Genomic DNA, 24,666 nt, shown 5'->3' with positions numbered 1-24,666 from the left:
GCACCGGTCCCCGGCAGGAGACCGCGCGGCCGAAAGTACGAGTCGGCGGCGCGCCCGGCGCGAGGCCTCAGGGGGCGGCGGAACCGCTGCGTGCCGTCGTGGCCGGATCGTCGTCGGGAGGCTCCGGCGATTCCTCCGGCGGCGTCGCCGGGTCGGCGGGCTGCTCCGGCGGATCCTCGGGTGGCTGCGGCGGCGAGATCCAGGTGACCAGCACCACCGAGATGATCATCAGGAGATACCAGGAGGCGAGCTTGGCCGGCGACACCGGATGCCAGCCGTCGAGCTGGCTGGGATAGAGCCAGGCGTTGGACCAGGTGGCGATGTTCTCGGCGAGCCAGATGAAGAAGGCGACCAGGAGGAAGGCCACCAGCAGCGGCATCCGCCACCGGAACCGGAAGATCCGGAAGTGCATGACACAGCGGCCGAACACCAGCACCACGGCGCCGACGAGCGACCAGCGGGCATCCCAGACGACATGGTTCGTGAAGAAGTTGAGGTAGATCGCGGCGGCCAGCACGGCGGTCACCCACCGCTTCGGGTAGCGGGTGAATCGCAGGTCGAACAACCGGTACACCCGGGCGAGGTAGGAGCCGACCGCGGCGTACATGAAGCCGCTGAAGAGGGGTACGCCGCCGAGCCGCAGGATCCCGTCGGGCTCGTACGTCCACGATCCGACGTGCGTCTTGAACAGCTCCATCACGGTGCCGACGAGGTGGAACAGCAGGATCACCCGCAGTTCGCGCAGCGTCTCCAGGCGACCGGCCAACATGGCGACCTGGATGACGACGGCGGCCACGGTCAGCGCGTCGTTGCGGGCGATCGGCGCGTCCGCCGGATACCAGAGGTGCGCGGCGAGGATCACCGCCAGCATGGCCGCGCCGAAGACGCACGCCCACGCCTGCTTGAGCCCGAACACCACGAACTCGACGAGCCCACCGACCGGGCCGTGCCGGGGCAGCCGGTCCAGCACGGCACGGAACCGGCCGTCGATGGCCCGTTCGGCGGTGGTCAGGGCGCGCGGCCCGGACGTGGTGTGCACGGGCCGAGGTTAGCGGTCCGACGCCCACCGACGTCCGGCCGCGCGCCGCTCAGTCGGGCAGGTCGGCGATGCGGGTGGAGAGGGCACGCAACAACGCCAGTTCGTCGGCGTCGAGGTGGTCGAGGAAGCGGGCGCGCACCGACACCACGTGGTGCGGTGCGGCGCGTTCCAGCACGCCGAAGCCGTCGTCGGTCAGGCGCAGCAGGCAGCCCCGGGCGTCCTGCGGGTCGGGTTCCCGGGCCACGAGCCCACGGGCCTGCATCCGGGTGGCGTGGTGGGAGAGCCGACTGCGGGACCACTCCATCTTGGCGGCGAGGTCCTTGAGTGCCCAGCGGCGGTCCGTCTTCTCCGACAGCGTGCTGAGCACCTCGTAGTCCGCCGGAGAGAGCCCCGAGTCGCGGACCAGGTCCCGGTCCAGGCGGGCGGGCAGCGCGACGAGCAGACGCCGGAACGCCCGCCACGTCTGCTCCTCGTCGGCGTTCAGCCACGGTGTCGCCATGCCACCACCGTACCCGTCGTTGACATGTCATCGAAGCTCCGGCTACGTTCGTTGACATGTCATCGACTGTTCCGTCCGCACCCCTGCGCGTCCTCGTCATCGTCGCGAGCACCCGGCCCGGCCGACTCGGCCCGGCCGTCACCGACTGGTTCGTCCGGGCCACCGCGCCGGACGCCACTCGGCACCGGACCCACGTCGAGGTCGCGGACCTGGCCGACGTCGGGCTGCCGATGTTCGACGAGCCCGAGCACCCGTCGCGCGGCGAGTACGCGCACGAGCACACCCGCGAGTGGAGTCGCCGGGTCGCCGCCGCCGACGCGTTCGTGGTGGTCACCCCGGAGTACAACTTCGGCATGCCGGCGGTGCTGAAGAACGCCCTCGACTTCCTCTATCAGGAGTGGGCGTGGAAGCCGGTGGCGTTCGTCAGCTACGGCAACACCTCGGCCGGCACCCGGGCGGTGCAGATGGCCAAGCAGGTCGTCACCACGCTGCGGATGGTGCCGGTCGGCGCCACCGTCGCGCTGCGCCTCGCCGAGCACACCCGCGACGGGCAGGTGGTCGACTCCCCCGCGCTGGCCGACGGCGCGCGCACCGTGCTGCGCGAACTCGACCGGGTGGCCCGGGCCGTGCGCCCGCTGCGGGCGCCCGCGCCCCCGGAACTCACCGTCGGGCCGGTCGAGGGACTGACCCTGGCCGAGGTCCGGGACGAGGACCTGGCCGAGCTGTTCGTGCTCCAGCGCTGCTGCTGGGTGCAGGAGGCGATCGTCAACGACACCCTCGACCTGCCGCCGTTGCAGGAGTCGTTCGCGGACCTGCGCGCCTCCACGTCGACCTGGCGGATCTGGTGCCTGCGCCGCGACGGTCGCCTGGTCGGGTCGGTGCGGGCCCGCGCCGACGGGGACGCCTGGCTGGTCGGCCGCCTGATGGTCGCTCCCGACGAGGCCGGCAGGGGGATCGGATCCTGGCTGCTCGCCCACGCCGAGTCGCAGGCCCCGGAGACCACCACGCACCACGCGTTGTGCACCGGCCACCGCAGCACCCGCAACATCGGGGTGTACGAACGGGCCGGCTACACGGTGACCGAGGTGGACGCCGCACAGGGCGTCGTCCACCTGGTCAAGCCCCGCCGCCCGGTCGCCGCGCCGCGCCAACCGGCGGTGAGCGCCTGACCGGCGATCGGTACCGTCGTCCCGGGGCGCGGCCGGCGCGGCATCCGGCCGAGGCCCGCACCCGGGCGGTGCTGCTGGTCACCGGTTGATACGGTCGCCCGCGACGCCGATGATCACCTGGTCGACAGGGAGGGACGCGATGGGACTCATGGACCGGCTCCGGGGCGAGTTCGTCGACATCGTGGAGTGGCTGGACGACAGCCGCGACACGATCGTCTGGCGCTTCCCCCGGTACCAGAACGAGATCAAGATGGGCGCCAAGCTGATCGTGCGCGAGTCGCAGACGGCGGTGTTCGTCAACGAGGGGCAGATCGCCGACGCGTTTCCGCCCGGCACCTACACGCTGGAGACCCGCAACCTGCCCATCCTCTCCACGCTCAAGGGCTGGAAGTACGGCTTCAACTCACCGTTCAAGGCCGAGGTGTACTTCGTCAACACGCGGCAGTTCACCGAGATGAAGTGGGGCACCCAGAATCCGGTGATCCTGCGGGACGCCGAGTTCGGCGTGGTCCGGCTGCGCGCGTTCGGCGCGTACGCGGCCCGGGTGGTGGACGCGCAGCGTCTGCTGCGGGAGCTGGTCGGCACCGACCCGCAGTTCCGCACCGAGGAGGTGCAGGAGTACCTGCGGCAGCTCATCGTGGGACGGCTCGGCGGGGCGCTGGCCACGGCCGGCGTACCGCTGCTGGACCTGGCCGCGCACCAGGACGCCATCGGCCGGCGGCTGGCCGGGGTGCTAACGGCGGAGCTGGCCGAGGTCGGCATCGCGATCCCCACCTTCGTCATCGAGAACATCTCCGTGCCGCCGGAGGTGGAGCGGGCGCTGGACAAGCGCACCAGCATGGGCGCGGTCGGCGATCTGGACCGGTTCACCCAGTTCCAGGCCGCGACCGCGCTGGAGGAGGCGGCACGCAACCCGGGCGGCGAGGCGGGCGCCGGTGTCGGGCTCGGCATGGGCATGGCGATGGGGCAGCAGATGGCCCGCACGATGGCCGGCGAGACGCAGCACGCGCCCGCACCGCAGGCCCCGGCGGCGCACGCCCCGACACCGCCGAGCGCCGAGCCACCGCCGCTGCCGAACCAGACCCAGTGGTTCATCGGCGTCGACGGGCAGCGACAGGGCCCGTTCGACCTCGGTGGGCTGGCCGCCCAGGTGGCCGCCGGCACGCTGGGCCCGGACACCCTGGCCTGGCGGTCCGGCATGGCACAGTGGCAGCCCGCCGGGCAGCTTCCCGAGCTCGCCTCGGTGCTGGCCAGCGTCCCGCCGCCGCTGCCGCCGCGATGAGCGGCGCGACCGTGCCGCCGTCGTTCGGATGCGGCGGCTGCGGCGCCCGGGTGGAGTACGCGCCGGGCGCGGCGGTGTTGCGCTGCCCGTACTGCGGCAGCCAGCAGGAGATCGCCGGGGCCGGCCGGGAGGTACGCGAGCACGCGTACGCCCAGTTGGCGACGCTGGAGCGCAAGCCGGCGGCGCAGGTCGGCGCGTACACCTTCGTCTGCCCGGGCTGCGGCGCCCGGACCGAGAGCAACGCGCTGGCCAAGCGGTGCCAGTTCTGCACCGCGCCGCTGGTGGCCGACCACGCGACGGGCAGCCTGATCGCCCCCGAGGGGGTGCTGCCGTTCGTGGTGGACCGCACCGGCGTGCGGACGGCGCTGGGCACCTGGTGCCGCAGCCGCTGGTTCGCCCCGAACAGCCTCAAGAAGGTCAGCGAGGCGGAGACACTCAAGGGCACCTACCTGCCGCACTGGACCTTCGACGCGCGGACCGTGTCGCAGTACCGGGGGCAGCGCGGCCAGCACTACTGGGTCACCGAGACCTACACGGTGATCGTCGACGGCAAGACCGAGACGCGGACCCGGCAGGTACGCCGCACCCAGTGGCATCCGGCCGGCGGCACGGTCCGGCGGGACTTCGACGACGTGCTGGTCCCGGCCACCCGGTATCTCCCGGAGCAGCAACTGGACCGGTTGGCCCCGTGGCCGCTGACCGAGGCGGTCGCGTACCACGGGGACTACCTGGCCGGTTACCACGCGCTGCGCTACGACACCGAGCCGGAGGCGGGGCTGGCCACGGCGAAGACCCGGATGGCGCCGGTCATCCAGGGTGACTGCCGCCGCGACATCGGTGGCGACGAACAGCGCGTCGACTCCGTCGACACCAGCTACTCGGACGTGACGTACAAGCTGATGCTGTTGCCGGTCTGGGTCGCCGCCTACCTGCACGCCGGGCGGTCGTACCAGATCCTGGTCAACGCCCGCACCGGCGAGGTGATCGGCGACCGCCCGTACAGCGCGGTGAAGATCACCGTCGCGGTGCTGGCCGCGCTGGCGCTGGTCGCCACGATCGTGCTGGCGTTCGCGCTGGGTCGCTAGGCCCGGCTCGGATCGGAGACGCCGCCGCGCACCTCACGCGGCGGCGATCTGGATCTTGCGACCGACGCCGGCCCGGAACTGCGCCATGGCGTCGGCGTACTTCTCCAGCGGGAACCGGTGGCTGATGAAGACGGCCGGGTCCAGGACCCCGACGGCGAAGAGTTCGGCGGCACGTTCGAAGCTGTGCAGCACCGCCATCGAGCCGGTGACGGTGATCTCCTTGTTGTAGATGCGGTAGGGCTCGACCGGCACCCGGGTCGCGTACTCGGAGACGCCGAACTGGAGGAAGGTGCCGGCCGGGGCGACCCTACCGAGACCGTCTTCGATGGCCGCCTGCACGCCGGTGCAGTCGATCACCACGTCCCAGCCGCGCGGCCGGTCCAGCTCGTCCGCGCCGGCCGCGCTCGCCGAACAGCCCAGCGCGACGGCGGTGGCGAGGCGGTCGGGATTCGGGTCGACCACGCTGACCGTGGCCGCGCCGCACCGCTTGGCGAGTTCGAGCATCATCAGGCCCATCGTGCCCGCGCCATAGATCAGGTAGTGGTCGGCGAGTTGCCGGGGCAGCACGTCGAAGCCGCGTACCGCGCAGGACAGCGGTTCGATCAGGGCCGCGTCGGCCGGTGCGACGCCCTCGGGCAGCACCACGCAGTTGCGGACCGGGGCGAGGGCGTAGTCGGCCGCGCCCCCGGCGACGGTCACGCCGATGGCGTTCCACCGTTCGCAGAGGTTGCCCCGGGCGCGCCGGCACTGGTAGCACTCGCCGCAGTGCAGCGACGGGTCCACCGCGACCGGGTCGCCGACGCGGACCTCGGTGACGTCGCCGCCGACCGCGACCACCGTGCCGGCGAACTCGTGACCCGGCACGATCGGGTACGCGGGCGCGAACTCGCCGTCCATGATGTGCAGGTCGGTGCCGCAGATCCCGCTGCCGGCCACCTCGACGACCACGTCCCGGGGGCCGGGCGTGGGATCCGGTACGGACTCGACGCTGATCTGACCCGGCGTGACGATGACTGCTGCCTTCACTTGACCGCCCCCATGGAGAGTCCTCGGACGAGTTGTTTCTGGGCGATCCAGCCGGCCAGCACGACCGGCAACGACACGATCGTCGCCGCCGCGCAGAGCCGGGCCAGGAACAGCCCTTCGGAAGTGACGAAGCCGACCAGGAAGATCGGCGAGGTGCCGGCCCGGGTGGCGGTGAGGTTGACCGCGAGGAAGAACTCGTTCCAGCTGAAGATGAAGCAGATCAGCGCGGTGGCGGCCAGGCCGGGCGCGACGATCGGCAACAGGATCCGCCGGATCGTGACGAGCAGGCTGGCGCCGTCCATCGCCGCCGCCTCGATCAGAGCGGTCGGCACCTCCAGCATGAACGAGCGCATCATCCAGACCGCCAGCGGCAGGTTCATCGCCGTGTAGAGCACGACCAGGGTCCAGACGTTGTCCAGCATGCCGAGGTTCTGCACCAGCAGGTAAATCGGCAGCAGCGCGGCGACCACCGGCAGCATCTTGGTGCTGATGAAGAAGAACAGCACGTCGCGCCACTTGGCGACCGGCCGGATGGACAGCGCGTACGCGGCCGGGGTGGCCAGCAGCAGCACCAGCAGCGTGGACATCACGCTGGCCATCAGCGAGTTGAGCAGGTACGGCATCAGGTCGCGGTCGAAGACCTGCCGGTAGCCGTCGAGCACCGGGGTGAAGAACCAGGCCGGCGGGTTGCTGGCGGCGTCCACCTCGCGTTTGAAGCCGGTCAGCACCATCCATGCCACCGGCAGGAAGAACAACAGTCCGGCGAGCCAGGCCAGCACGGTCCAGACCGCGCCGGTGAAGCCGGGGCCACGCCGGACCGGGGCAGCGGTACGCGTCATCGCGCGTCCTCCATCCGGAACAGGCTGGAGAGCAGCCGCAGCGCGAAGGTGGCGACGACGATCGTGCCGATCACCACCACCACACCGGCCGCGGCGGCCTCGCCGTACTCGAACTTACGGAAGGTGGTCAGGTAGATCTCGTACGGCAGGTTGGTGGTGGCCCGTCCGGGGCCACCCTGGGTGATGGTGAAGACCGCGTCGAACGTCTGCACCAGATAGATCGCGCCGAGCAGGGCACCGAGTTCCAGGTAGGGCCGCAGGTAGGGCAGCGTGATCCGGGTGAAGGCCTGCCACGGTCCGGCGCCGTCGACCCGGGCGGCCTCCAGCGTCTCCAGGGACTGGCCTTGCAACCCGGCCAGGATGATCAGCATCATGAACGGGGTCCACTGCCAGACCAGCGAGGCGACCACGGCCACCATCGGGTACTGCGACACCCAGTCGGTGCTACCGCCGAAGATGCCGTTGATCAGGCCGTACGACGGGTTGTAGATGGCGTGCTTCCAGAGCAGCGCCGCCGCCATCGGCATCACCAGGAACGGGGTGATGAGCAGCGTCCGCACGATGCCCCGGCCGGGGAACTTCCGGTCCAGCAGGAGGGCCAGGCCGAGGCCGAGCAGCACCGAGACGATCACCGACGAGGCGGTGAGCACCACGGTGTTGACCAGGGCGGCCCGCAGCCGCGCGTCGCTGAGCACAGTCGCGTAGTTGGCCAGCCCGATGAACTCCTGGCTGCCCGGACGCAAGGCGTTCCAGCTCTGGGTGGACAGGTAGAGGGTGAACAGGAACGGGAGCTGGGTCACCACGATGGCGAAGACCAGGGCGGGCAGCAGCGGGGCGCGGCGGGCCCAGCGCTGCTTACGGTCCGGCCGGGTGGGACGTACGGCGGGACGCGCGCTCGCGTCCGGGCCGGTGGTGGTGGTCGTGGTCATCGATCCGCCTCACAGGGCAGGGTCGGGGCCGGCCGGTCGACCGGCCCCGACGCGCGGCTACCGGTGTTTGCTGGCGGCTTCCTCGGCCAACCGCTGGCCGTCGGCGAGCGCCCGCTCGACGGTGCTCTGGCCGGCGATCGCCGCCGACACCTCCTGAGAGACCTTGGTGCCGAGGTCGGCGAACTCCGGGATGCCGACGAACTGCACCCCGAGCGCGGGCCGGGGCTGCACGCCCGGGTCGACCGGGTCGGCCTCCTGGATGGACTTCAGCGTGATGTCGGCGAAGGCGCTCGCGGACTCGCGGTACTCGGCGATCTCGTAGGTGGACTGGCGCTTGCCGGCCGGTACCCGGGACCAACCGAGCGAGCCGCCGATCAGCCGCTCGTACTCCTTGCCGGTGGCCCAGGAGATGAACTTCCAGGCGGCGTCCGCGTTCTTGGTGGTCTTCGGCATCGCCAGCGCCCACGCCCACAGCCAGCCGGACGAGTCGGTCTTCTCGACCGGCGCGTACACGTAGCCGACCTTGCCGGCGACGGTGCTGGAGTTGGGGTCCTCCAGGGTGCCGGCGGCGGAGGTGGCGTCGTACCACATGGCCGCCTTGCCCTGGCCGAACGTGTTCAGGCACTCGGTGAACCCGGACTGCGGTGCGCCCGGTTGACCGTGCGCGCGGAGCAGGTCGACGTAGAACTTGGTCGCCTCGGTGAACTCCGGCGCGTTGACCTTCGGCGTCCAGTCCTTCTCGAACCAGGTGCCGCCGAACGTGTTCACCACGGTGGTCAGCGGCGCGAACAGCTCACCCCAGCCGGGCAGCCCGCGCAGGCAGATGCCGGAGATCCCGGCGTCTTTGTCGTCGAGCTGGGCGGCGAACCCGGCGACCTGCTGCCAGGTCGGGCGCTCCGGCATGGTGATGTTCTTGGCCGCGAAGAGTTCCTTGTTGTACATCAGGAACGACGACTCGCCGTAGAACGGCGCGGCGTAGAGCTTGCCGTCCTGGCCGGAGAGCGAGGCGACCATCGGTTCGAGCAGGTCGCCCTTGTCGTAGCCGGTGTCTCCGTCGGCGTACGAGCTGAGTTCGTGCAGCCAGTCGTTCTGCGCCCAGATGGGCGCCTCGTACGCGCCGATGGTGGCCACGTCGTACTGGCCGCCCTGGGTGGCGACGTCCTGGGTGACCCGGTCGCGCAGCTCGTTCTCGGGCAGGATGGTGAACCGGACGGTGATCCCGGTGTCCTTGGTGAAGTTCTCGGCGGTGACCTTGGCCAGGTCCTCCATCTGCGGGTTGCCGACCATCAGCACGGTGATGGCCGTGCCGTCGTCGGACGATCCGCCGCCGGCTCCGGAGCAGGCGGTCGAGACCAGCGCGACGGCGAGGCCGACGGCGAGCGTGCCGCGCCATCGGCGCGGAGATCGTGTTCTGGGCACAGCGAACCTCCGGAAGTGGTGGTGAGGTGAGGGTGAGGGGACGATCGGCCGGGGCGCTCAGACGCGCAGCACCACCGGGCCGAGCAGCGAGTAGCGGTGCGCCTCGGAGGCCGGCAGCGCGGTGTCCGTGACGACGGTGTCGAGGTCCGCCACGTCGGCGAACCGGCAGAAGCTGTGCCCGCCGAACTTGGTGTGCACCCCGGCGAACACCACCCGCCGGGCCACCGACATGACCTGGGCCTTCACGGCGGCCACGGCCGGGTCCGGTGTGGTCAGCCCGTGCTTGCGGGAGATGCCGTTGGCCCCGACGTAGGCCAGGTCGATGACGAAGCCGGCGAGCATCCGGGTGGCCCAGTGGTCGACGGTGGCCAGCGTGCGTCCGCGCACCCGGCCGCCGAGCAACAGCACCGTGACCGACGGGTACGCGGCCAGTGTCGCCGCGGTGTGCAGCGAGGCGGTGACCACGGTCAGTTGCCGGTGGGTGGGCAGCGCCTCGGCGATGAGCTGCGGGGTGTAACCCTCGTCGATGAAGATCGACTCGGCGTCGCCGAGATGTTCCACGGCTGCGGTGGCGATCCGCCGCTTCTCCACGACCATCCGGGTGGCCCGGGTCTCCAGGGTCGTCTCGAAGCGGGCGGTCTCCATCGGGTAGGCGCCGCCGTGTGTCCGGCGGACCAGGCCCTGCTGCGCCAGCAGGCTCAGGTCGCGACGGATGGTCTCCGGCGCGACGCTCAGCTCGGCGGCGAGGTGGCGGACGTCCACGTCGCCCTGTCGGCGCGCGACGGCGAGGATGTGGTGGCGGCGCTGGTTCGCGTCCACTGTGCACCTCCCGTCGGTGTGTGTGTCTTTTTGTACCACCGTGGACGGCAAGGTGACTCCGGTCACATGCGGGTGATTCTGGTGGGTTTGTTGCCCGTAAGCCAGCCCGAACGGGCAGCGCATAACGGGCATCACCCCTTTACCGCGCAGAACGACCGCCCGTTTGACGCCCCGCCTTGCCCGATCAGCACCCGGTGCGCCCGCTCGGGCGTCGTCTCGTCAGTCCGGCGCGGCCCCGTTGTCGACCAGCCGGAAGCGGGTGGTCAGCGATGCGTCGCCGAGCTCCTCGAGGATCAGCCCCCGGGTCGGCGAGTGCTGGAGGTACGCGGACAGGTTGCTGATCGCGTACGTGGGAGCGCCGCCCCGCTCGCCGTCCCGCACGATCGAGAAACGTTGCCTTGGCGCGTCCGGGTCACAGGCGGCGCCCACCACCCGCAGCGCGGCACTGCCCGAGGAGCGCGACTCCCAGCAGGTGTCGCCCGCCCCGGCGACCCGGACCAGATAGGTGTCGCCGCCCTGCGGCACGAAGACGAACAGTTGGTCGCCCTCGTCTCCGTCGACCTCGCCGAGACCACCCTCGTCGCGCAGCGACACCCCGCCGATCCCGTCGACCCGGACGACGGTGGCCTGGCGCTGCCCGGACAGCACCCCGCCCGCGCCCGCCGAGGGGGAACCGGAGGTGCCCGAGGCGGGGCTGGACGGGTCCGTGACGGACGGCCGGGCGCCGTCCGGGCCGGGGCGGGACGACGCGGTGGACGGACTAGACGAGCCGGTGGGGGGAGCGACGGTGTGGGGACCCGGCGTGACCTCGGGCGGGTCGGTGGCCGGGACCGGGGTCGGTCCGGCCGGTCCGACCGGGATGGTGTGCGGCGGCCCGGCGAGGCGGATGGCGGCGGTGCCGGCGCCGAGCGCGGCGACCAGGAGGACTCCGACCGTGACGGTCGCGACGTGTCGACGGCGACGGCGGGTGTCCCCCCGACGCCGGATCTCGGCGGCGGCGTGGACCCGGCCCTGCCCGCCGTGCCGGGCCAACCCGCGCAGGGCGTCGTCCAGCTCGCGGTCAGCGCTCATGTCCCCTCCCTCCGCTGGTCACCTGGGGCTCGTCGTCGCCGAGATGGGCGGCGAGGGCGCGTCGCCCCCGGGCGAGCCGCGTCTTGACGGTGTTCACGTTGGTGCCCGCCTCGGTGGCGATCTCCGCCACGCTGAGGCCCACCAGATGGTGCAGGACCACCACCCGGCGCTGGTCTGCGGGGATGCGGCGCAGCGCGGCCACGATCGCGACGTGGTCGACCGAGCTGCCCTCGACGTGTTCCTCGGCGGCCTGCCGCCGGTGGGCGGTGAGCCGGTTGACCGCCTTGCGCCAGGCGCTCACCGCCACCCGGTACGCGACGCTGCGCACCCACGCCTCCGGGCTGTCGCACTCGCGGACGGTCGCCCACCGGTCCCAGGCCCGGGCGTACGCCTCCGCCACCGCGTCCTCCGCCTCGGCCCGACGGCCGATCATGGCGTAGAGGTGGCCCAGCACCCGCTGGGCCGACGCGGCGTAGAAGGCGTCGAACTCGTCAGCGTCGCGCATCGATCACGGTCTCCAGCCGTTCCGGTCGCTCCTGGTCATGCCACATCCCCGCCGAACGTCAGCCCTGCCGAGGCGCGGGCCCGGTGTCGTTGAACCGGAAGCTGTCGAACGGCGACGCGTCGCCCAGCTCCTCCAGGATCAGCCCGTTGCGCGCGGTGGTCCGCAGGTAGGCCCAACTGTTGCTGATGACGAACTCACGGGCGCCGCCGCCCTGCGCCCTGGTGACGACGAACCGCTGGAGCGGATCACCGGCCCGGCAGGTGGCACCCCGCACCACCAGCGGTCGGGAGTTGCCCGGGTTGTGCGCCTGCCAGCAGACCGGCCGCCCGGTGCCGCCGCCGTAGTACGATTTGATCAGGAACTCCTGCCCGCCCAGCGGGGTCGGCACGAACACCTGCCGCCCCTGGTCGTCGTCCACCTCGGCCAGCCGCCCGCCGTCGAGCAACGACAGCCCGGACTCGAACGCGCCGACCCGGACGATCGTGACCCGGCGTGTGCCGGAGAGTACCGGCTCCACCGTCGGTCTCGGCGTCGGCTGGGGCGTCGCCGCGACGACCGGCGCGGCCATCGACAGCGGCGCGACCGCCGGTGGCGCACTCTCGGACGCCGACGCCACCCCATACACCCCCACCGCGGCGGCGACCAGCGCCACCAGGCCCGTACCGGCGAGCCACCTACCCGTCACCATCATGGCCTCCCACCTTCCGGCTACCGCCCCGAGCCCGTCCGACCGGTCCGGGTGTCGGTCCGTACAGCCTCATGACGCCTGGCGTACGGCGGTGGTTTCACCACGACGCATGATCACTCTGCGTACGGAAATCGCGTACGTATCGACGACTTCTTCCTTTTGCGTGACCGAGGCAATACGGTAAGTCCGCTGCCGGGCCGCCGAACCGGAGGATTCCCCATGACGGAGTACGACTACGTGGTGGTCGGCGCGGGTTCGGCCGGCTGCGTGCTGGCCAACCGCCTGACCGAGGACCCCGGCGTCCGGGTGCTGGTGATCGAGGCCGGCGGCTGGGACGGCAGCCCGTGGGTCCGCATCCCCAAGGGCTTCAGCAAGCTGATGGACGACCGGCGCACCGCGTGGCACTACCCCGCCGAGGTGCCCTCCGGCGGGCGCGAGGTCTGGCAGCGCGGACGCCTCGTCGGCGGTTCCAGCTCGATCAACGGCATGGTGTACGCCCGGGGCGACCGGCTCGACTACGACGAGTTGGAGCGCCTCGGCAACCCCGGCTGGGGCTGGGACACCATGCTGCCGATCTTCAAGCGGCTGGAGGACAACCCGCTGGGCGCCTCGGACGTCCGTGGTGTCGGCGGGCCGTTGCGACTGTCCACCGCCACCGGCACCGACGAGGTCTGCGAGGAGACCATCGCGGCCGGGGAGGAACTCGGCTGGCGCCGGACGGACGACCTGAACGCCGGTGACGGTGAGCGGATCGGCTACCTGATGGCCACCATCCGCGACGGTCGCCGCAGCAGTGCCGCCGACGCCTTCCTGCACCCCGTCCGGCACCGGCCCAACCTGCACGTCGCGGTGAACACGGTGGTCCGTCGCGTCCTCGTGGAGAACGGTCGCGCGGTCGGGGTGCGCGCGCACCGGGGCGGGCAGCCGGTCGACTTCCGGGCCCGGGCGGAGGTGGTCCTCGCCGCCGGGGCGATCGCCACCCCGCACCTGTTGCAGGTCTCCGGGATCGGCCCGGCCGACACGCTGCGCCGGGCCGGGGTCGACGTGCTGCTCGACCGGCCCCGGGTCGGCGCCGGGATGCGCGAGCACCGGACCACCCCGATCCAGTTCCGGCTGACCGGCCGGGTCGGCTACAACCCACGCCTGAGCGGGCCGCTCGGGCAGGGCCGGGAGCTGCTGCGCTACCTGCTGACCCGGCGAGGTCCGCTGGCCCTGCCGGTGTACGACGTCGGCGCGTACCTCCGCTCCACGCCCACCGCCCGGCACCCGGACGCGCAGTTGCTCGTCGCGCCCTTCTCGGCGGCGCCCCGGCGGCCCGGACGCGCGTTGGAGCTGGAGGCCGAGTCGGGGCTGATGGCGCAGGTCACGGTGACCCGGCCGGAGAGCGAGGGCAGCCTCGCCATCACCTCCGCCGACCCGGAGGCACCGCCTCGGATCGTCGCCGGCTACTTCGACGCGGCGCACGACCGGCGGGTGGCGGTCGACGCCTTCCGGCGGGCTCGGGAACTCTTCGCCACCGGCCCGATCGCCAAGCGGATATCGGTGGAGACGCTGCCCGGCCCGGCCGTCCGCGACGACGACGAGATCATCCAGGCGGGGCTGGCGCTCGGGTACTGCGGGTACCACGCGGTCGGCACCTGCGCGATGGGTCCCGGCGACGACTTCGTGGTGGACCCGCAGCTGCGGGTCCGGGGCGTGACGGGTCTGCGCGTGGTGGACGCCTCGGTGCTGCCGACCCTGGTCAGCGGCTATCTCAACGCGCCGGTGATGGCACTGGCGTGGCGCGCCGCAGACCTCATCCGCGCCGCCTGAGGGCGGTATGCTTCCGCCACCGTCCACCTTGGAGTCTGCCATGTCATCGATGCGCCGCGTGCGGCTGGTCAGCCGCCTGCTCGCCCTCACACTCGTCGGCACGGTGCTGTCCGCCGCACCGGCCGGCGCCGCCCCGGCACAGCCATCGTCACCCCCGGGCTGGACGACCGTGCCCGGCACCACCCCGGTGCTGTCCCGACCGGCGGCCACCGTCTACGGCGGGGAGGTGCACCTGGTCGCCGAGGGCCCCGGCGACAGCGTGGTGCACAACCGGTACTCCCTGGAGACCGAGGCCTGGTCGGGCTGGCGGACCGTGCCGGGCCCGGCCCGGGCGGCCTCCGCACCGGCGGTCATCCTCTACGGCGGTGACCTGCACCTCTTCGTCCGGGGACCGGCGGGCACCATCCGGACCTCCCGGTACTCGCTGACGACCGCGAGCTGGTCGGCCTGGTCGACAGTGCCCGGGTCGGGCGCCGTCACGTCGGAGCCGGCCGTCGCGGTGTACGGCGGCTATCTGCACCTGTTCGTCCGGGGATCGGTGGGCGTCCTACGCACCGCCCGGTACGACCTCTCCACCGACACCTGGTCGGCCTGGTCGACGCCGGCGGGTCTGCAGGGCGCGACCTCCGCGCCGGCCACCGCGGTCTACGGGGGTTGGCTGTGGGTGTTCGTCCGTGGCCCGGCCGGCAATCTCCGCACCGTCCGGTACGACCTGTCCACCGACACCTGGACGAGCTGGTCCACGGTGCCCGGCTCGGCGGGTGCTCCGTCGGGCCCGGCCGCCCAGGTGTACGGCGGTGACCTGCGCCTGTACGTCAGCGACGCCGGCAGCGGCACGGTCCGCACCGTCGCCTACACGCTGACCACCGGCACCTGGTCGGGATGGTCGACGGCGACCGGCCCGGTCGACCTGGTCTCGGCGCCCGGCACCACCCAGTACGGCGGCCAGGTGCACCTCTTCGTACAGGGTTCCCAGCAGCAGGTCCACCGGTCGCTGATCGGGTCGTCCTGACGGTCGGGCGGGCCGTCGACCCGACGGTCCGCCCACACTCCGACGACCGGGTGGTCACCCGCGCCCGACCGGCTGTGAGCTGCGTTACCAATACGTCGACCGGGAATCAGCTCGCCGGTTGCGGGTTGGAGCCAGATATGACCGTCGCACCACTGCCTGCTCAGCGTCCGGACCGGCCGGAGATCCTCCGATGAGCGCCCCGCCGCCGGGCGCGCTGATGCCGGGCGACCTGATGAGCCCCCGGCAACGCGTGCGGCTCATCCTCGTCCTCGGCTCCCTGATCGCGGTGGGGCCGCTCACCATCGACATGTACCTTCCGGCGCTGCCGGCCATCGCCGAGGACCTCGCCACCAGCTCGGCGGCGGTCCAGTTGACCCTCACCGGCACGCTGGTCGGCCTCGCCCTGGGCCAACTGCTGATCGGCCCGCTCTCCGACGCCGTCGGTCGGCGCAAGCCGCTGATCGCCGGCACCGCGCTGCACATCGTCGCCTCGGTGCTCTGCGCGCTCGCCCCGAACGTCGCCGTGCTCGGCGCGCTGCGGGTCGTCCAGGGCCTGGGCGCCGCAGCCGCCGCCGTGATCGCCATGGCCGTGGTCCGCGACCTGTTCAGCGGTAGGGCCTTCGCGCAGGTGCTGTCCCGCCTGCTGCTGGTGATGGGGGCCGCGCCGGTGCTCGCGCCGACGCTCGGCAGCGAACTGCTGCGCTGGACCCGGTGGCAGGGCGTGTTCGCCGCGCTCGCCGTCTTCGGCGTCCTGCTGATGCTGGTCGCCGTCTTCGGTCTGCGGGAGACGTTGCCGCCGGCCCGCCGTCAGCGCGGCGGCGTGGTCCCCACCGCGCGTCTCTACCGCTCGCTGCTGCGCGACCGGCCCTACGTCGGGCTGGTGCTCGTGGCCGGGCTGGCGATGTCGTCGATCTTCGCCTACGTCAGCGGCTCCTCGTTCGTCCTGCAGGAGCAGTACGGCCTCGACGAGCAGCAGTTCGGTTTCGCCTTCGGCGCGGGCGCGATCGGTCTGATCGCGGCCACCCAGGCCAACGTACGCCTGCTGCGGCGCCACTCGCCGCCGCGGATCCTGGCCAGCGCCCTGCTGGTCGGCACCGTCGCCGGTCTGGTGCTGCTCGGCCTCGCTGCGACCGGACTCGGTGGCCTGCCGGCGCTGCTCGCGGCGCTGTGGGTGGTGCTCGCCGCCGCCGGCCTGGCGCTGCCGAACGCCCCGGCCGTGGCGCTGACCCGGCACGGCGAGGCCGCCGGCACCGCCTCCGCGCTGCTCGGCGCGGTGCAGTTCGGCATCGGAGCGGTGGCCGCGCCGATGGTCGGGGTGCTCGGCAACGGTGCGGTGGCGATGGCCGTGGTGGTGGCCGGTGGCATGGCGTCGGCGCTGGTCGTGCTGCACCTCATGGTGCGACCGGCTCAGCTCGACGCTCCGGAGCCCGACGCGAAGCCGCTGGCCGTCGCGGTCCACTGACCGCCGGTTCGGTCGAGGGCCGTGCCCCGTCAGCGGCCGGGCCGTCGGCGGCCCGCAGTGGACTGCGGCTATCGGTGCGCCTCGCCCGTCTCGACGAGGCGGGCGAGGTTCGCCAGCGCCATCCGGGTGCCGGTCTCATTGTCGGCGGCGGGGACGGCGTCCGGCACGCCCTCGTGCACCACGTGCACGTCGGTGCCGCCGTCGGCGTCGCTGAGCGTGGTGGTCATCGTCATGACACCGCGCAGGGCGGGATCGTCGGTCTCGAACTCCAGCACCTCGACCACCAGCGCGTCCGGCACCAACCGGCGGAAGTGGCCGTGGTAGGTGTCGGTGTGCGCCGCCGTCTTGCCCGTGGCGTCGGGCGCGTCGTAGGTCAACGACACCCGGAACGCACCGCCCTCGCGTGCCTCGAAGTGGTGCACCTGGCCGGTCATGCCCTCCGGCGCCCGCCACACCGCGACCGCGTCGGGGTCCAGCAGTGCCCGGTAGACCGCCGGGCGCGGTGCCGCGACGTGCGCGGTGACCTGGGTCGTGTACATGGGCGGACGCTACCGCCCAGCGGTGACGAAACCGGCGCGCACCGATCCGTGTCGCAGGCGTGCTCTACCGTCCGACGGCGTGAACGCAGTGCAGACGTACCGGTATCTCGCCCCCTCCGCGCTCGGCGGCGGCGCACTCGCCCTCCAGACCAGCGGCGGGCCCACCCCGAATCCCCGTTTCTTCCGTGGTTTCCTGACCACGCCGCAGGCGGCGGCGATCGGCCTGCTGGCGGTGGCCGAGGTGGCCCGCACCCGCTACCACCGGCCGGTCGACCCGGCCAGCCTCGACCCGGTGGTCACCGGAAGCCGCGACCGGCTGCGCTTCGAGTCCTTCTCCGGCTGCTGCGGCGTGTACGCGCGCCTCGACGCGCTGCCCGAGGGCCTCGACGGTGACGTGGTCGAGCACGGCACCACCAACGTGGACGTCAACACGCCGCTGCGGGAGGCGCTGTCGCGGGTCGGCGGGCTGGACCCGTTGCACATGTCGGTCGGCCCCGACGACCTGACCGTCTCGACGATGGACGGCGAGGTGGTCGAGAAGAAGGTCCCGCTGCCGGTGCGCTGGCTGCGCGGCTTCGCCGAAGTCCAGGTGCTCGCCGCCCGCTTCGAGCCCCGCGCGGAGCTGTCGGCGGCCGAGGCCACCGCGTTCCTGCGGCGGCTGCCGAAGGGCGGCAGCCGCTCGGTGCTGTGGGTGGTGCCCGCCGGCCGGTCGCTGCGGTTGACCTCCCGTCCGGTCCCCGGCGCGGTCTGCCTGGCCGGGCCGAGCCGGTTGGTCGCGCTGCAGCCGATGCTGCGCTTCGCGAAGACCCTCCGCGTGTACGGCCCGACGGTGCGGGCCGGGTCCGCGCCGCTGCCCAGCGTGTGGGAGCTGGACACCGGGGCGCTCCGGCTGTCGTTGACCCTCTCCCCCGAGCCCTACCGTGGCTTCTCCGGCGAGGGCGCGGCGCTGACCGCGCTCGCCGGTGACGACGTGGTCGACGACGCCGAGCTGGTCTCCGCGCTGCTCTCCTGGGACCCGACCGTCGACGTGGACCGGCTGGCCGGCGAGGCGGGCATCGACGCCGACCGGGTCCGGGGCGCGTTGGCGCAGCTCGGCACCGCCGGCCGCGTCGGGTACGACGTCTCCGAGGCGGCGTACTTCCACCGGGTCATGCCCTACGACGCGGGCCGGGCCGAACGCGACAACCCCCGGTTGGTCGGCGCGCGGGCCCTGCTCGACGCCGGGGCGGTGCAGGTGGACGGCGCGTCGGCCACCATCCGCAGCGGCGACCAGGTCTATCGGGTCCGGCTGCTGCCCGACGGCGCGCTCACCTGCACCTGTCCCTGGTGGGCCAAGCACCGGGGACAACGGGGGCCGTGCCGGCACGCTCTGGCCGCCCGCATGATGGTCACCAACCGGGTCGAGGAGCGGGTGTGAGGCGTCCTACGCAGGTCGAGATCATCAAGAGCATGCCGCGACGTCGGCGGGAGTTGACGGAGGGCGGCACCAGCGACCTGTTCGACCTGGTCGGCAACGGCTCCGCCGAGCAGGTCGCGGAGGCGCTGGTCGGGCTGCCCGAGCCGCGCCGCCGCGAGATCGGTGTGGAGCTGACCGCCTGGTTCAAGAAGCGGGACAGAGAGACGTGGTGGACCACGGGGTCGGGCACCGCGCTCGCGGTCGCCGTCGTCGGTTGCCTGCCGACCGCCGCCCAGGCCGCTGCGATCGTCGGGCGCGCCTCGGTGCCGGTGGACGGCACCCGCGCCGCCAGGCTGGTCCTCGCCGTCGCGCAGGAGCGCGGCGTCCCCTGGCTCGGTGACCTGGCCTACCGGGTGGCCGCGCGGTTCGGCCAACGAACCTGGGTCGACGACTGGCTGTTCGTCGCCGAGGTGTTGCGGGTCGAGGGGTCGCCGCCACCCACCGACGAACGCTCGGTGCAGCTCTGGCTGACCGCCGTGCAGTTTCCGGACCGGGGTCGCCGAGGTGCCCCGACCCCGGTGGCGGACCGGATCCGCGACGACCCGTTCCTCCCGGCCATGCTGACCCGGCTGTTCGAGGTGGACGGCATCGGCACCCAGATGATGTTCGACGTGCACTGGAAGAGCTGGGACGAGCCGAAGCGGCACGCCCTGCTGACCGCGCTGACCCAGCTCGCCGCCGAAGGGGTGGTCGAGCGGACGGCACTCGTCGACGGTGCGCTCGGCCGCCTGCTGCGGGGTGACCGACCGACCGCGCTGCGCGCCTTCACCACCCTGCTCGGTCTGCTCACGCTGAGCACCGCCGAGGTCGCCGCCCGCGCCACCGACCACCTGCGCCTGCTCACCGACGCGCCCGCACCGGTGGCCACCATGGCGCAGAAGGCGCTGCGTCAGGTGCCCGACCTGGAGCTGGAGGCGGTCCTCGACGCGTCCCGCCAGGTGCTCACCCGACCGGACAAGGCGCTGGTCCGCACCCAGCTCACCTGGCTCGACAAGCTGGCCCGCCAGCACGCCGAGCGGGCCAGCGAGATCGCCGAGGTGATCGCGCTCGGTGCCGACCATCCCGCCGTCGAGCTGCGCGACCGCGCCGCCGCCCTGGCCACCCGTCACGGCGTCGCGCCGGTCCCACCCGACCTCGGCCCGGCGGTCACCGGCCCGCGCGGCGACGACCTGCCCGCCCCGACGCCACCCGCCCCGGCCCCCGAGCCGATCACCGGCGTCGACGAGCTGGCCGAGGAGGTCGCCGCGCTGCTCGGCACCCGTTACGAAGGCGCGTCGCTGGAACGGATCCTGGACGGGCTGGTCCGGCTCACCGCCACCGACGCCGTGCGGGTACGCGCTGCCCTCGACCCGGTGATCGAACGCCAGCACTGGTCGTGGGCAAACGAGCACAAGTACGATCCGCTCTGCCTCTGCCGGGTGCTCGTCGACGTGTTCACCAGCGCCGGAGTCGACCAGCCCACCCAGCCCCGGTCTCGATGGCAGGCGCTGCTCGCGGCCGTCCGCCGCAGCGAGCCGTCGACACCGGAGCTGGTCGGCACGAACCCCCGGGTGCCCCCGATTCACCGGCTGCTGCGCGCCCGACTCGTCGAGATCGGCGCACACGTCACCGACCGAGGCGACACCGGGCTGCTGGCGCTGCCCACCTCCGCCAACGGCGTCATCGACCCGCTGGTGCTCGTGGAACGACTGGCGGCGCTCGGTGCGCGTATGCCCGGGCACTGGGACCTGACCCAGGCGTTGCTGCGGTTGCCGACCGACGCCGACGAGGCGGTCGCCGGCAAGGCGGCGGCGCTGGGCACCCCTGCCGGTGACCGCCTCGCGGCCTGGTTGCGCGACGGCGGACTGCCGCAGCCGGTGATGCGGCAGAGCACCCTGCGGCGCAAGCGCAAGGGCCAGTACAACTTCGACCACCCGTACATGCCGCCGGAGCGGCTCCTGGTCGAGTTGAGTCCGCCCGACGGTCACGCCGACCCCGACGGGCTGCTCACCCTGCACCCGACCTCGATCGGCGTGGAGCACACCGGATGGGTCAATCTGTGGCCCTCGCTGTTGCCCGGTCACCGGGGCGTCGTCGCCGCCTGCGTACTCCCCCTCGTCGCCAACACCGCCGACCTGGACCAACGCGACGGCACGTCAGTGCTGCCACTGCTCGCCGAGACCACCGGCCCCGGCGGGATCGCCCTCGACCTGGCGATGGCGTACGGCCTCGGGGCCCGACACGCCCCCGACCGCGTCGCCACCCTGGACGCCCTGCTCACGCTCGCCGCCGCCGACCAGTTCGACGCGACCGGCACCGGCACGGCACTCGGCTCCCTGGTCACCGGGGAACGGGTCAAACTGTCGCGGGTCGTCGAGCCACTCCGCGACGCCGCCCAGGCCGGCGCACCGCTGACCGTGTGGCGGCTGCTCGCCGCCACGCTGCCCACACTGCTGACCGCGCGGACCGCGCCACGCGGCACCATCGACATGCTGACCCTGGCCACCGAGACCGCCACCACCACCGGGGTACGCCTCGACGTACCCGGCCTCGCCGAGGTGGCCGCCCGAGGTGGATCCAGCCGACTGGTCACCGAGGCCCGCCGCCTGCACCAGGCGCTACAGAACCTGTGAGTCAACCGCCACCGACGACGGAACACGTGAACGAACCGCCACCGACGACGGAGACCGCCCGGGCCGCACCCGGGCGGTCTCCCGCCGACAACTGGCGGCGGTTCTGGCGACGCTCTCCGGACGTCCACCCCGAGCCGGTCGACCTGCACCAGGCGGCCGCCTTCGGCCTGTCGGCCCTGGCCGTCGGGGCGAACGTCGGTGTCGCCCTGGTGCTACTGATCCCCTACCACCCGCCGACGCATCCTCCTGGCCACGCTGCCGCCCGTCCTCCACCAGCACGCGGAGGGGGTACGCCATCGCTGGTGGGCCCTTGCCGCCGGCCTGGCGACAGGCGTCGCGGCCGGTCTCGGTCTCGACGCCCTGCTGAAGACGGTCATCGGCGCGAAGTGGGCGACGGTGGGTGGCCTGCTGGTCGGCAGCGCGGTCGGCATCCTGACGCACGCGGGGACAACCCACCTCCCGGTCCGCGCCCTACGATGACCGGGGAACGACATCCGAGCCGCTGTCAGGATCAGCCGGTCCGACCTCAGCAGCGGCGCTCCCCTCTGGCAGGTTCTCCCATGCCCACCTCTTCGGCCTGGCGGGTAGCGAACGCAGCGCTCCTCGGCGCGGTGTTCGGCACCACGATCGGCGCGACCTGGCGAGCCTTGAGTGAGCAGGACCGGCCCGCCGAAGACTCGCTCGGTCTGCTGTTTCTCTCCCTAGTCGTCGGGCTGCCGACGATCGTGGTGGTGAGCTGGGTGCTGCTGGCGCTGACCGGACCGGCCTGGGTGGCTCCGACGGTCACGATCGGCGGACTGGCCGCCGGAGGCTTCGCCCTCGGCCTCTACCAGCAGACCATCGACCCGTCCGGATTGCCGCCGGTCGCGGTCTACGCATCGATCTGGGGCACGTGCTACGCGGCCGTCACGCTAGCCTGCCTGCCCCGTGTGCTCCGACCGGTCCGGGTCGGCATCATCGCCCTGCTGGTGCCGCCGCCCGTCCTGTTGCTCGTGCTCTGAACAGACAGCCGGCCGATGCCCCCAAAGGACGGCCGTTGTGCTGCTCGGACCCGCTCAGAGAGGACCGCCGGCCGGCTCCGAGGAAGCCAGCAGCCGCCGGAGTACCCCGATGTCGCCGATGTCCTTCTGCCGCCATGGCCGACCGTTGCGCAGGTGCGGGTACTGCTCCTTCATGGCCAGCATGCCCGGGATACTCATGGCCAGCACCGGCGTACCGTCGAGTGTCACCGGCTCGTCGTCGAACGATCCTGGCGGGAACATCCAGTCCGAGAACCGCCCCAACGGCTGGTGGAACCACCCGTCTGGACGCCGGTCGAAGTAGGCGGTGCTGAAGGAGACACCGTCCCAGGTGAACTCGCACGACTCCACTGGCGGCTGGGTCGCCAGCGCCGTGGCGCCCGCTCCCACGAGCAGCGCCTTCGACCGGTCGGCGTGGATACGCTCCACCCAGAACTCCACGTCGCCGTGCTCGCGGGTGATACGACCGATCCGCGCGTCGAGTCCCCAGCCCCCGAACAACCATGCTGCGATATCGGCTGCCCGCAGGACCGCCACGACCTCGCGAATGACACGTAACTGCCCGTGGGTCTTCTCGTTCACAACCTGATCCTGCCCGGTGCCGAGCCCGCCTGTGGACCCCGTCCGCGCTCCCTCTGCGCCAGGAGCGCGACAGGATTCCCTGATCGTGGCAGTGTGGCTGGCCGACACGCCGACGTGCGAACAGCCACACTGCCACGATGAGACGCAGGGCGGGTCAGCTGCTCAGCGGAGCAGGCGCACGAAGACCCGTACGCCGATCACGATGATCACCACGACCGCTGCGACGGCCAGGTACGCCCACCGGCCGCCGAGCAGGTTGCCGATCCCGAGCAGGGTCACCGCCGCGCCCTGCCACAGCAATTCGTACACGGTCAGGTGCCCCGTCCGGGACGTCGGCCGACTCTGCCGGCCCTCGGTGCGCAGGAGGTTCACCGCACGCGCCGTGAACAGCACACCGAAGATGAGGCAGAGCCAGCCGGCGACGAGGTTCAGCATCGGCGGCACGGAACCTCCTGGAGACATGTCCGACCGGCCCAGACCGGACAGAGGAGATAGCTCGATCCTCACACCGCTGTGGACGTTGCGCATGCCGAGCGGGAATCCGATGACCAACGTCAGCGCCGTCCCGAGCACCTTCATGGATGTGCTGTCTCGCTGCCGGCGGAGGCAGCAACATCCATGAAGGTGTGGTCTGGGACCGGTGGCGACCCACGTTTCGGCGCGACTGGCGCGAGGGGCAGGCTGATCCGTCTGTGCTGTCAGCTCGATAGGGGCCGAGGTCATGGAGGTCACCACTGGCACGCCGCTCACCGTGCGCTGAGCACAGGCCGGGTCGACTGGCGGGCGCGGGGTAGCGTCGGCTCGCATGGGGATCTTGGGCAGGGACACGAAGGATGTCGGGCGACTGGTGCGACCTGCGGAGACGGGTCGCTGGGTGGTACCCGTGCTGGTGCCGCTCGTGGTGGTCTTCGTCGCGTACGCGTGGATCGTTCCCGACGGGCTGGGTGAGGCCGCCCGCAGTGTCGCGGTGGCGACGGCCTGGGGTTCGGCCCTGGTCGGCACGCTGCTCGTGACGCTGCTGGTCCTTCTCACGGTCACGGCGGCCCGGCGTGGCACCACAGCGGTACGGCGGATCGTGGGCACACCCGGCACCTGGCTCGCGGTCGCCGTGGTCGGCTACCTCGTGCTGCTCACCTCCGTCTCCGGCCGGATGGCGCCGCTCCCGGTGTTCGACGCGCTCGATCGGCACTGGCAGGGCAAGGTGCTCGACCTGGTCTGGCTGGCCATCCTGTTCGGCATGTTGCACCGGTGGGCGCGTGCCGAGGCGGGCCTGCGGCTGAGGATCACGCCCGGCTCGGCCCGGCCGGCGCTGCTCACCATCGCCGTCGTGTTCGGGTTCTTCGTCGGGCTCACCGCGCTGGCGGTCGCGCTGGATCCGTCGGCCGCCACGACCGTGGACGCCGAGCGGCTGGCCTTCAACGCCACGATCCCGAACCTGACCGAGGAGTTGATCTGGCGGGCCGCGATGATCGCGGTGCTCGACCGGGCCTTCGGTACGCCCTGGATCGTGCTCGGTGCGCCCGTCGGCTGGGGCATCGTGTTGACCAGCGTGGTCTTCGGCGCCGGCCACGGCATCCTCGTCGACCTCGACGGCGTCTGGGGCTTCAACGTCGCCGGTGGCCTCTTCGCGACCGTGATGGGATTGGCGCTGGGGTGGATCTGGGCGCGTACCGGCAGCGTGTGGCCCGCGTTCCTGCTGCACTGCGCCCCGGAACTGGGGGTGGACGTCGGCATGCTGGTCGCCGGGTGAGCCGGGAGACCGGGCAACCGTGCGGACCACCGACGCGCGGCCCGATCCCGCT

Annotated in this window: 23 protein-coding genes; 10 read left to right on the top strand and 13 right to left on the bottom strand. The window is 72.4% G+C overall.

The features are described from left to right. Nucleotides 1–67 precede the first annotated feature (67 nt). Both ACZ31C_RS11465 and ACZ31C_RS11460 read right to left on the bottom strand, forming a co-directional pair. Nucleotides 68–1,039: a DUF817 domain-containing protein gene (locus ACZ31C_RS11465; protein ID WP_465795184.1), complete on the bottom strand. Its 972-nt coding sequence runs from the start codon at nt 1,037–1,039 to the stop codon at nt 68–70. Between the two features lie 49 nt (nt 1,040–1,088). After that, nucleotides 1,089–1,538, bottom strand: coding sequence for a MarR family winged helix-turn-helix transcriptional regulator (locus tag ACZ31C_RS11460; RefSeq protein WP_465795183.1), 450 nt, complete (start codon nt 1,536–1,538; stop codon nt 1,089–1,091). A 56-nt stretch (nt 1,539–1,594) separates the two neighbouring features. On the opposite strand from ACZ31C_RS11460, the gene ACZ31C_RS11455 reads away from it, so the two are divergent. From ACZ31C_RS11455 to ACZ31C_RS11445, 3 genes are all read left to right on the top strand, one after another. Next, nucleotides 1,595–2,707 carry a GNAT family N-acetyltransferase gene (locus ACZ31C_RS11455; RefSeq protein WP_465795182.1) on the top strand — a complete coding sequence of 371 codons (1,113 nt, stop codon included), beginning with the start codon at nt 1,595–1,597 and terminating at the stop codon, nt 2,705–2,707. Nucleotides 2,708–2,846: 139 nt separating this feature from the next. After that, nucleotides 2,847–3,989: an SPFH domain-containing protein gene (locus tag ACZ31C_RS11450; RefSeq protein ID WP_465795181.1), complete on the top strand. Its 1,143-nt coding sequence runs from the start codon at nt 2,847–2,849 to the stop codon at nt 3,987–3,989. Beyond that, nucleotides 3,986–5,074: a TFIIB-type zinc ribbon-containing protein gene (locus ACZ31C_RS11445; protein WP_465795180.1), complete on the top strand. Its 1,089-nt coding sequence runs from the start codon at nt 3,986–3,988 to the stop codon at nt 5,072–5,074. The genes ACZ31C_RS11450 and ACZ31C_RS11445 overlap by 4 nt, the downstream gene beginning before the upstream one ends. 33 nt (nt 5,075–5,107) lie before the next feature. Here ACZ31C_RS11445 and ACZ31C_RS11440 read toward each other — a convergent pair whose 3' ends face one another. The 8 genes from ACZ31C_RS11440 to ACZ31C_RS11405 all read right to left on the bottom strand — a co-directional run bounded on the left by ACZ31C_RS11440 (nt 5,108) and on the right by ACZ31C_RS11405 (nt 12,373). Further along, the gene (locus tag ACZ31C_RS11440; RefSeq protein ID WP_465795179.1) at nt 5,108–6,100 is read right to left on the bottom strand and encodes a zinc-dependent alcohol dehydrogenase family protein; all 993 of its coding nucleotides are present in this window, start codon (nt 6,098–6,100) and stop codon (nt 5,108–5,110) included. Beyond that, nucleotides 6,097–6,939 carry a carbohydrate ABC transporter permease gene (locus ACZ31C_RS11435; RefSeq protein ID WP_465795178.1) on the bottom strand — a complete coding sequence of 281 codons (843 nt, stop codon included), beginning with the start codon at nt 6,937–6,939 and terminating at the stop codon, nt 6,097–6,099. The genes ACZ31C_RS11440 and ACZ31C_RS11435 overlap by 4 nt, the downstream gene beginning before the upstream one ends. Then, nucleotides 6,936–7,868, bottom strand: coding sequence for a carbohydrate ABC transporter permease (locus ACZ31C_RS11430; RefSeq protein ID WP_465795177.1), 933 nt, complete (start codon nt 7,866–7,868; stop codon nt 6,936–6,938). The genes ACZ31C_RS11435 and ACZ31C_RS11430 overlap by 4 nt, the downstream gene beginning before the upstream one ends. Nucleotides 7,869–7,925: 57 nt before the next feature. Then, the gene (locus tag ACZ31C_RS11425; RefSeq protein ID WP_465795176.1) at nt 7,926–9,287 is read right to left on the bottom strand and encodes an ABC transporter substrate-binding protein; all 1,362 of its coding nucleotides are present in this window, start codon (nt 9,285–9,287) and stop codon (nt 7,926–7,928) included. 57 nt (nt 9,288–9,344) lie between these two features. Then, nucleotides 9,345–10,106 carry a DeoR/GlpR family DNA-binding transcription regulator gene (locus ACZ31C_RS11420; RefSeq protein WP_350697838.1) on the bottom strand — a complete coding sequence of 254 codons (762 nt, stop codon included), beginning with the start codon at nt 10,104–10,106 and terminating at the stop codon, nt 9,345–9,347. Nucleotides 10,107–10,325: 219 nt separating this feature from the next. Continuing rightward, complete coding sequence (locus ACZ31C_RS11415; protein WP_465795175.1) at nt 10,326–11,177, bottom strand: RICIN domain-containing protein; 852 nt, start codon at nt 11,175–11,177, stop codon at nt 10,326–10,328. Further along, nucleotides 11,167–11,682, bottom strand: coding sequence for a sigma-70 family RNA polymerase sigma factor (locus tag ACZ31C_RS11410; protein WP_465795174.1), 516 nt, complete (start codon nt 11,680–11,682; stop codon nt 11,167–11,169). The genes ACZ31C_RS11415 and ACZ31C_RS11410 overlap by 11 nt, the downstream gene beginning before the upstream one ends. A 58-nt stretch (nt 11,683–11,740) precedes the next feature. After that, nucleotides 11,741–12,373: a hypothetical protein gene (locus tag ACZ31C_RS11405; RefSeq protein WP_465795173.1), complete on the bottom strand. Its 633-nt coding sequence runs from the start codon at nt 12,371–12,373 to the stop codon at nt 11,741–11,743. A gap of 216 nt (nt 12,374–12,589) precedes the next feature. Between ACZ31C_RS11405 and ACZ31C_RS11400 the strand changes: the two genes are divergently transcribed. The 3 genes from ACZ31C_RS11400 to ACZ31C_RS11390 all read left to right on the top strand — a co-directional run bounded on the left by ACZ31C_RS11400 (nt 12,590) and on the right by ACZ31C_RS11390 (nt 16,656). Then, entirely contained in the window at nt 12,590–14,182 is a 1,593-nt protein-coding gene (locus ACZ31C_RS11400; RefSeq protein ID WP_465795172.1) for a GMC family oxidoreductase, read from the top strand. A gap of 49 nt (nt 14,183–14,231) precedes the next feature. Next, the gene (locus ACZ31C_RS11395) at nt 14,232–15,194 is read left to right on the top strand and encodes a PLL family lectin (RefSeq protein ID WP_465795171.1); all 963 of its coding nucleotides are present in this window, start codon (nt 14,232–14,234) and stop codon (nt 15,192–15,194) included. 190 nt (nt 15,195–15,384) lie between these two features. Continuing rightward, a complete protein-coding gene (locus tag ACZ31C_RS11390) occupies nt 15,385–16,656 on the top strand; it encodes a multidrug effflux MFS transporter (protein WP_465795170.1) in 1,272 nt (423 codons plus the stop codon). 68 nt (nt 16,657–16,724) lie between these two features. On the opposite strand, the gene ACZ31C_RS11385 is transcribed toward ACZ31C_RS11390, so the two are convergent. Further along, on the bottom strand, nt 16,725–17,195 hold the full coding sequence (locus ACZ31C_RS11385; RefSeq protein WP_465795169.1) for an SRPBCC family protein: 471 nt from the start codon (nt 17,193–17,195) through the stop codon (nt 16,725–16,727). 79 nt (nt 17,196–17,274) lie between these two features. Here ACZ31C_RS11385 and ACZ31C_RS11380 point away from each other — a divergent pair, with 79 nt between their 5' ends. The 3 genes from ACZ31C_RS11380 (at nt 17,275) to ACZ31C_RS11370 (ending at nt 22,264) form a co-directional block, all read left to right on the top strand. After that, nucleotides 17,275–18,612: an SWIM zinc finger family protein gene (locus ACZ31C_RS11380; protein ID WP_465795168.1), complete on the top strand. Its 1,338-nt coding sequence runs from the start codon at nt 17,275–17,277 to the stop codon at nt 18,610–18,612. Beyond that, nucleotides 18,609–21,263, top strand: coding sequence for a hypothetical protein (locus ACZ31C_RS11375; protein WP_465795167.1), 2,655 nt, complete (start codon nt 18,609–18,611; stop codon nt 21,261–21,263). Before ACZ31C_RS11380 ends, ACZ31C_RS11375 begins: the two co-directional genes overlap by 4 nt. A gap of 560 nt (nt 21,264–21,823) precedes the next feature. Continuing rightward, the gene (locus tag ACZ31C_RS11370; protein WP_465795166.1) at nt 21,824–22,264 is read left to right on the top strand and encodes a hypothetical protein; all 441 of its coding nucleotides are present in this window, start codon (nt 21,824–21,826) and stop codon (nt 22,262–22,264) included. 54 nt (nt 22,265–22,318) lie between these two features. Here ACZ31C_RS11370 and ACZ31C_RS11365 read toward each other — a convergent pair whose 3' ends face one another. Both ACZ31C_RS11365 and ACZ31C_RS11360 read right to left on the bottom strand, forming a co-directional pair. Then, the gene (locus ACZ31C_RS11365) at nt 22,319–22,864 is read right to left on the bottom strand and encodes a nucleotidyltransferase domain-containing protein (protein ID WP_465795165.1); all 546 of its coding nucleotides are present in this window, start codon (nt 22,862–22,864) and stop codon (nt 22,319–22,321) included. A 162-nt stretch (nt 22,865–23,026) separates the two neighbouring features. Beyond that, nucleotides 23,027–23,308 carry a hypothetical protein gene (locus tag ACZ31C_RS11360; RefSeq protein ID WP_465795164.1) on the bottom strand — a complete coding sequence of 94 codons (282 nt, stop codon included), beginning with the start codon at nt 23,306–23,308 and terminating at the stop codon, nt 23,027–23,029. 439 nt (nt 23,309–23,747) lie between these two features. Between ACZ31C_RS11360 and ACZ31C_RS11355 the strand changes: the two genes are divergently transcribed. Continuing rightward, entirely contained in the window at nt 23,748–24,614 is an 867-nt protein-coding gene (locus tag ACZ31C_RS11355; RefSeq protein ID WP_465795163.1) for a lysostaphin resistance A-like protein, read from the top strand. Nucleotides 24,615–24,666: the final 52 nt, after the last annotated feature.

This window comes from Micromonospora sp. NPDC023869 (assembly GCF_055559695.1).
The sequence above is the reverse complement of the archived record's forward strand: the minus strand, read 5'-3'. Positions and strand labels throughout refer to the sequence as shown.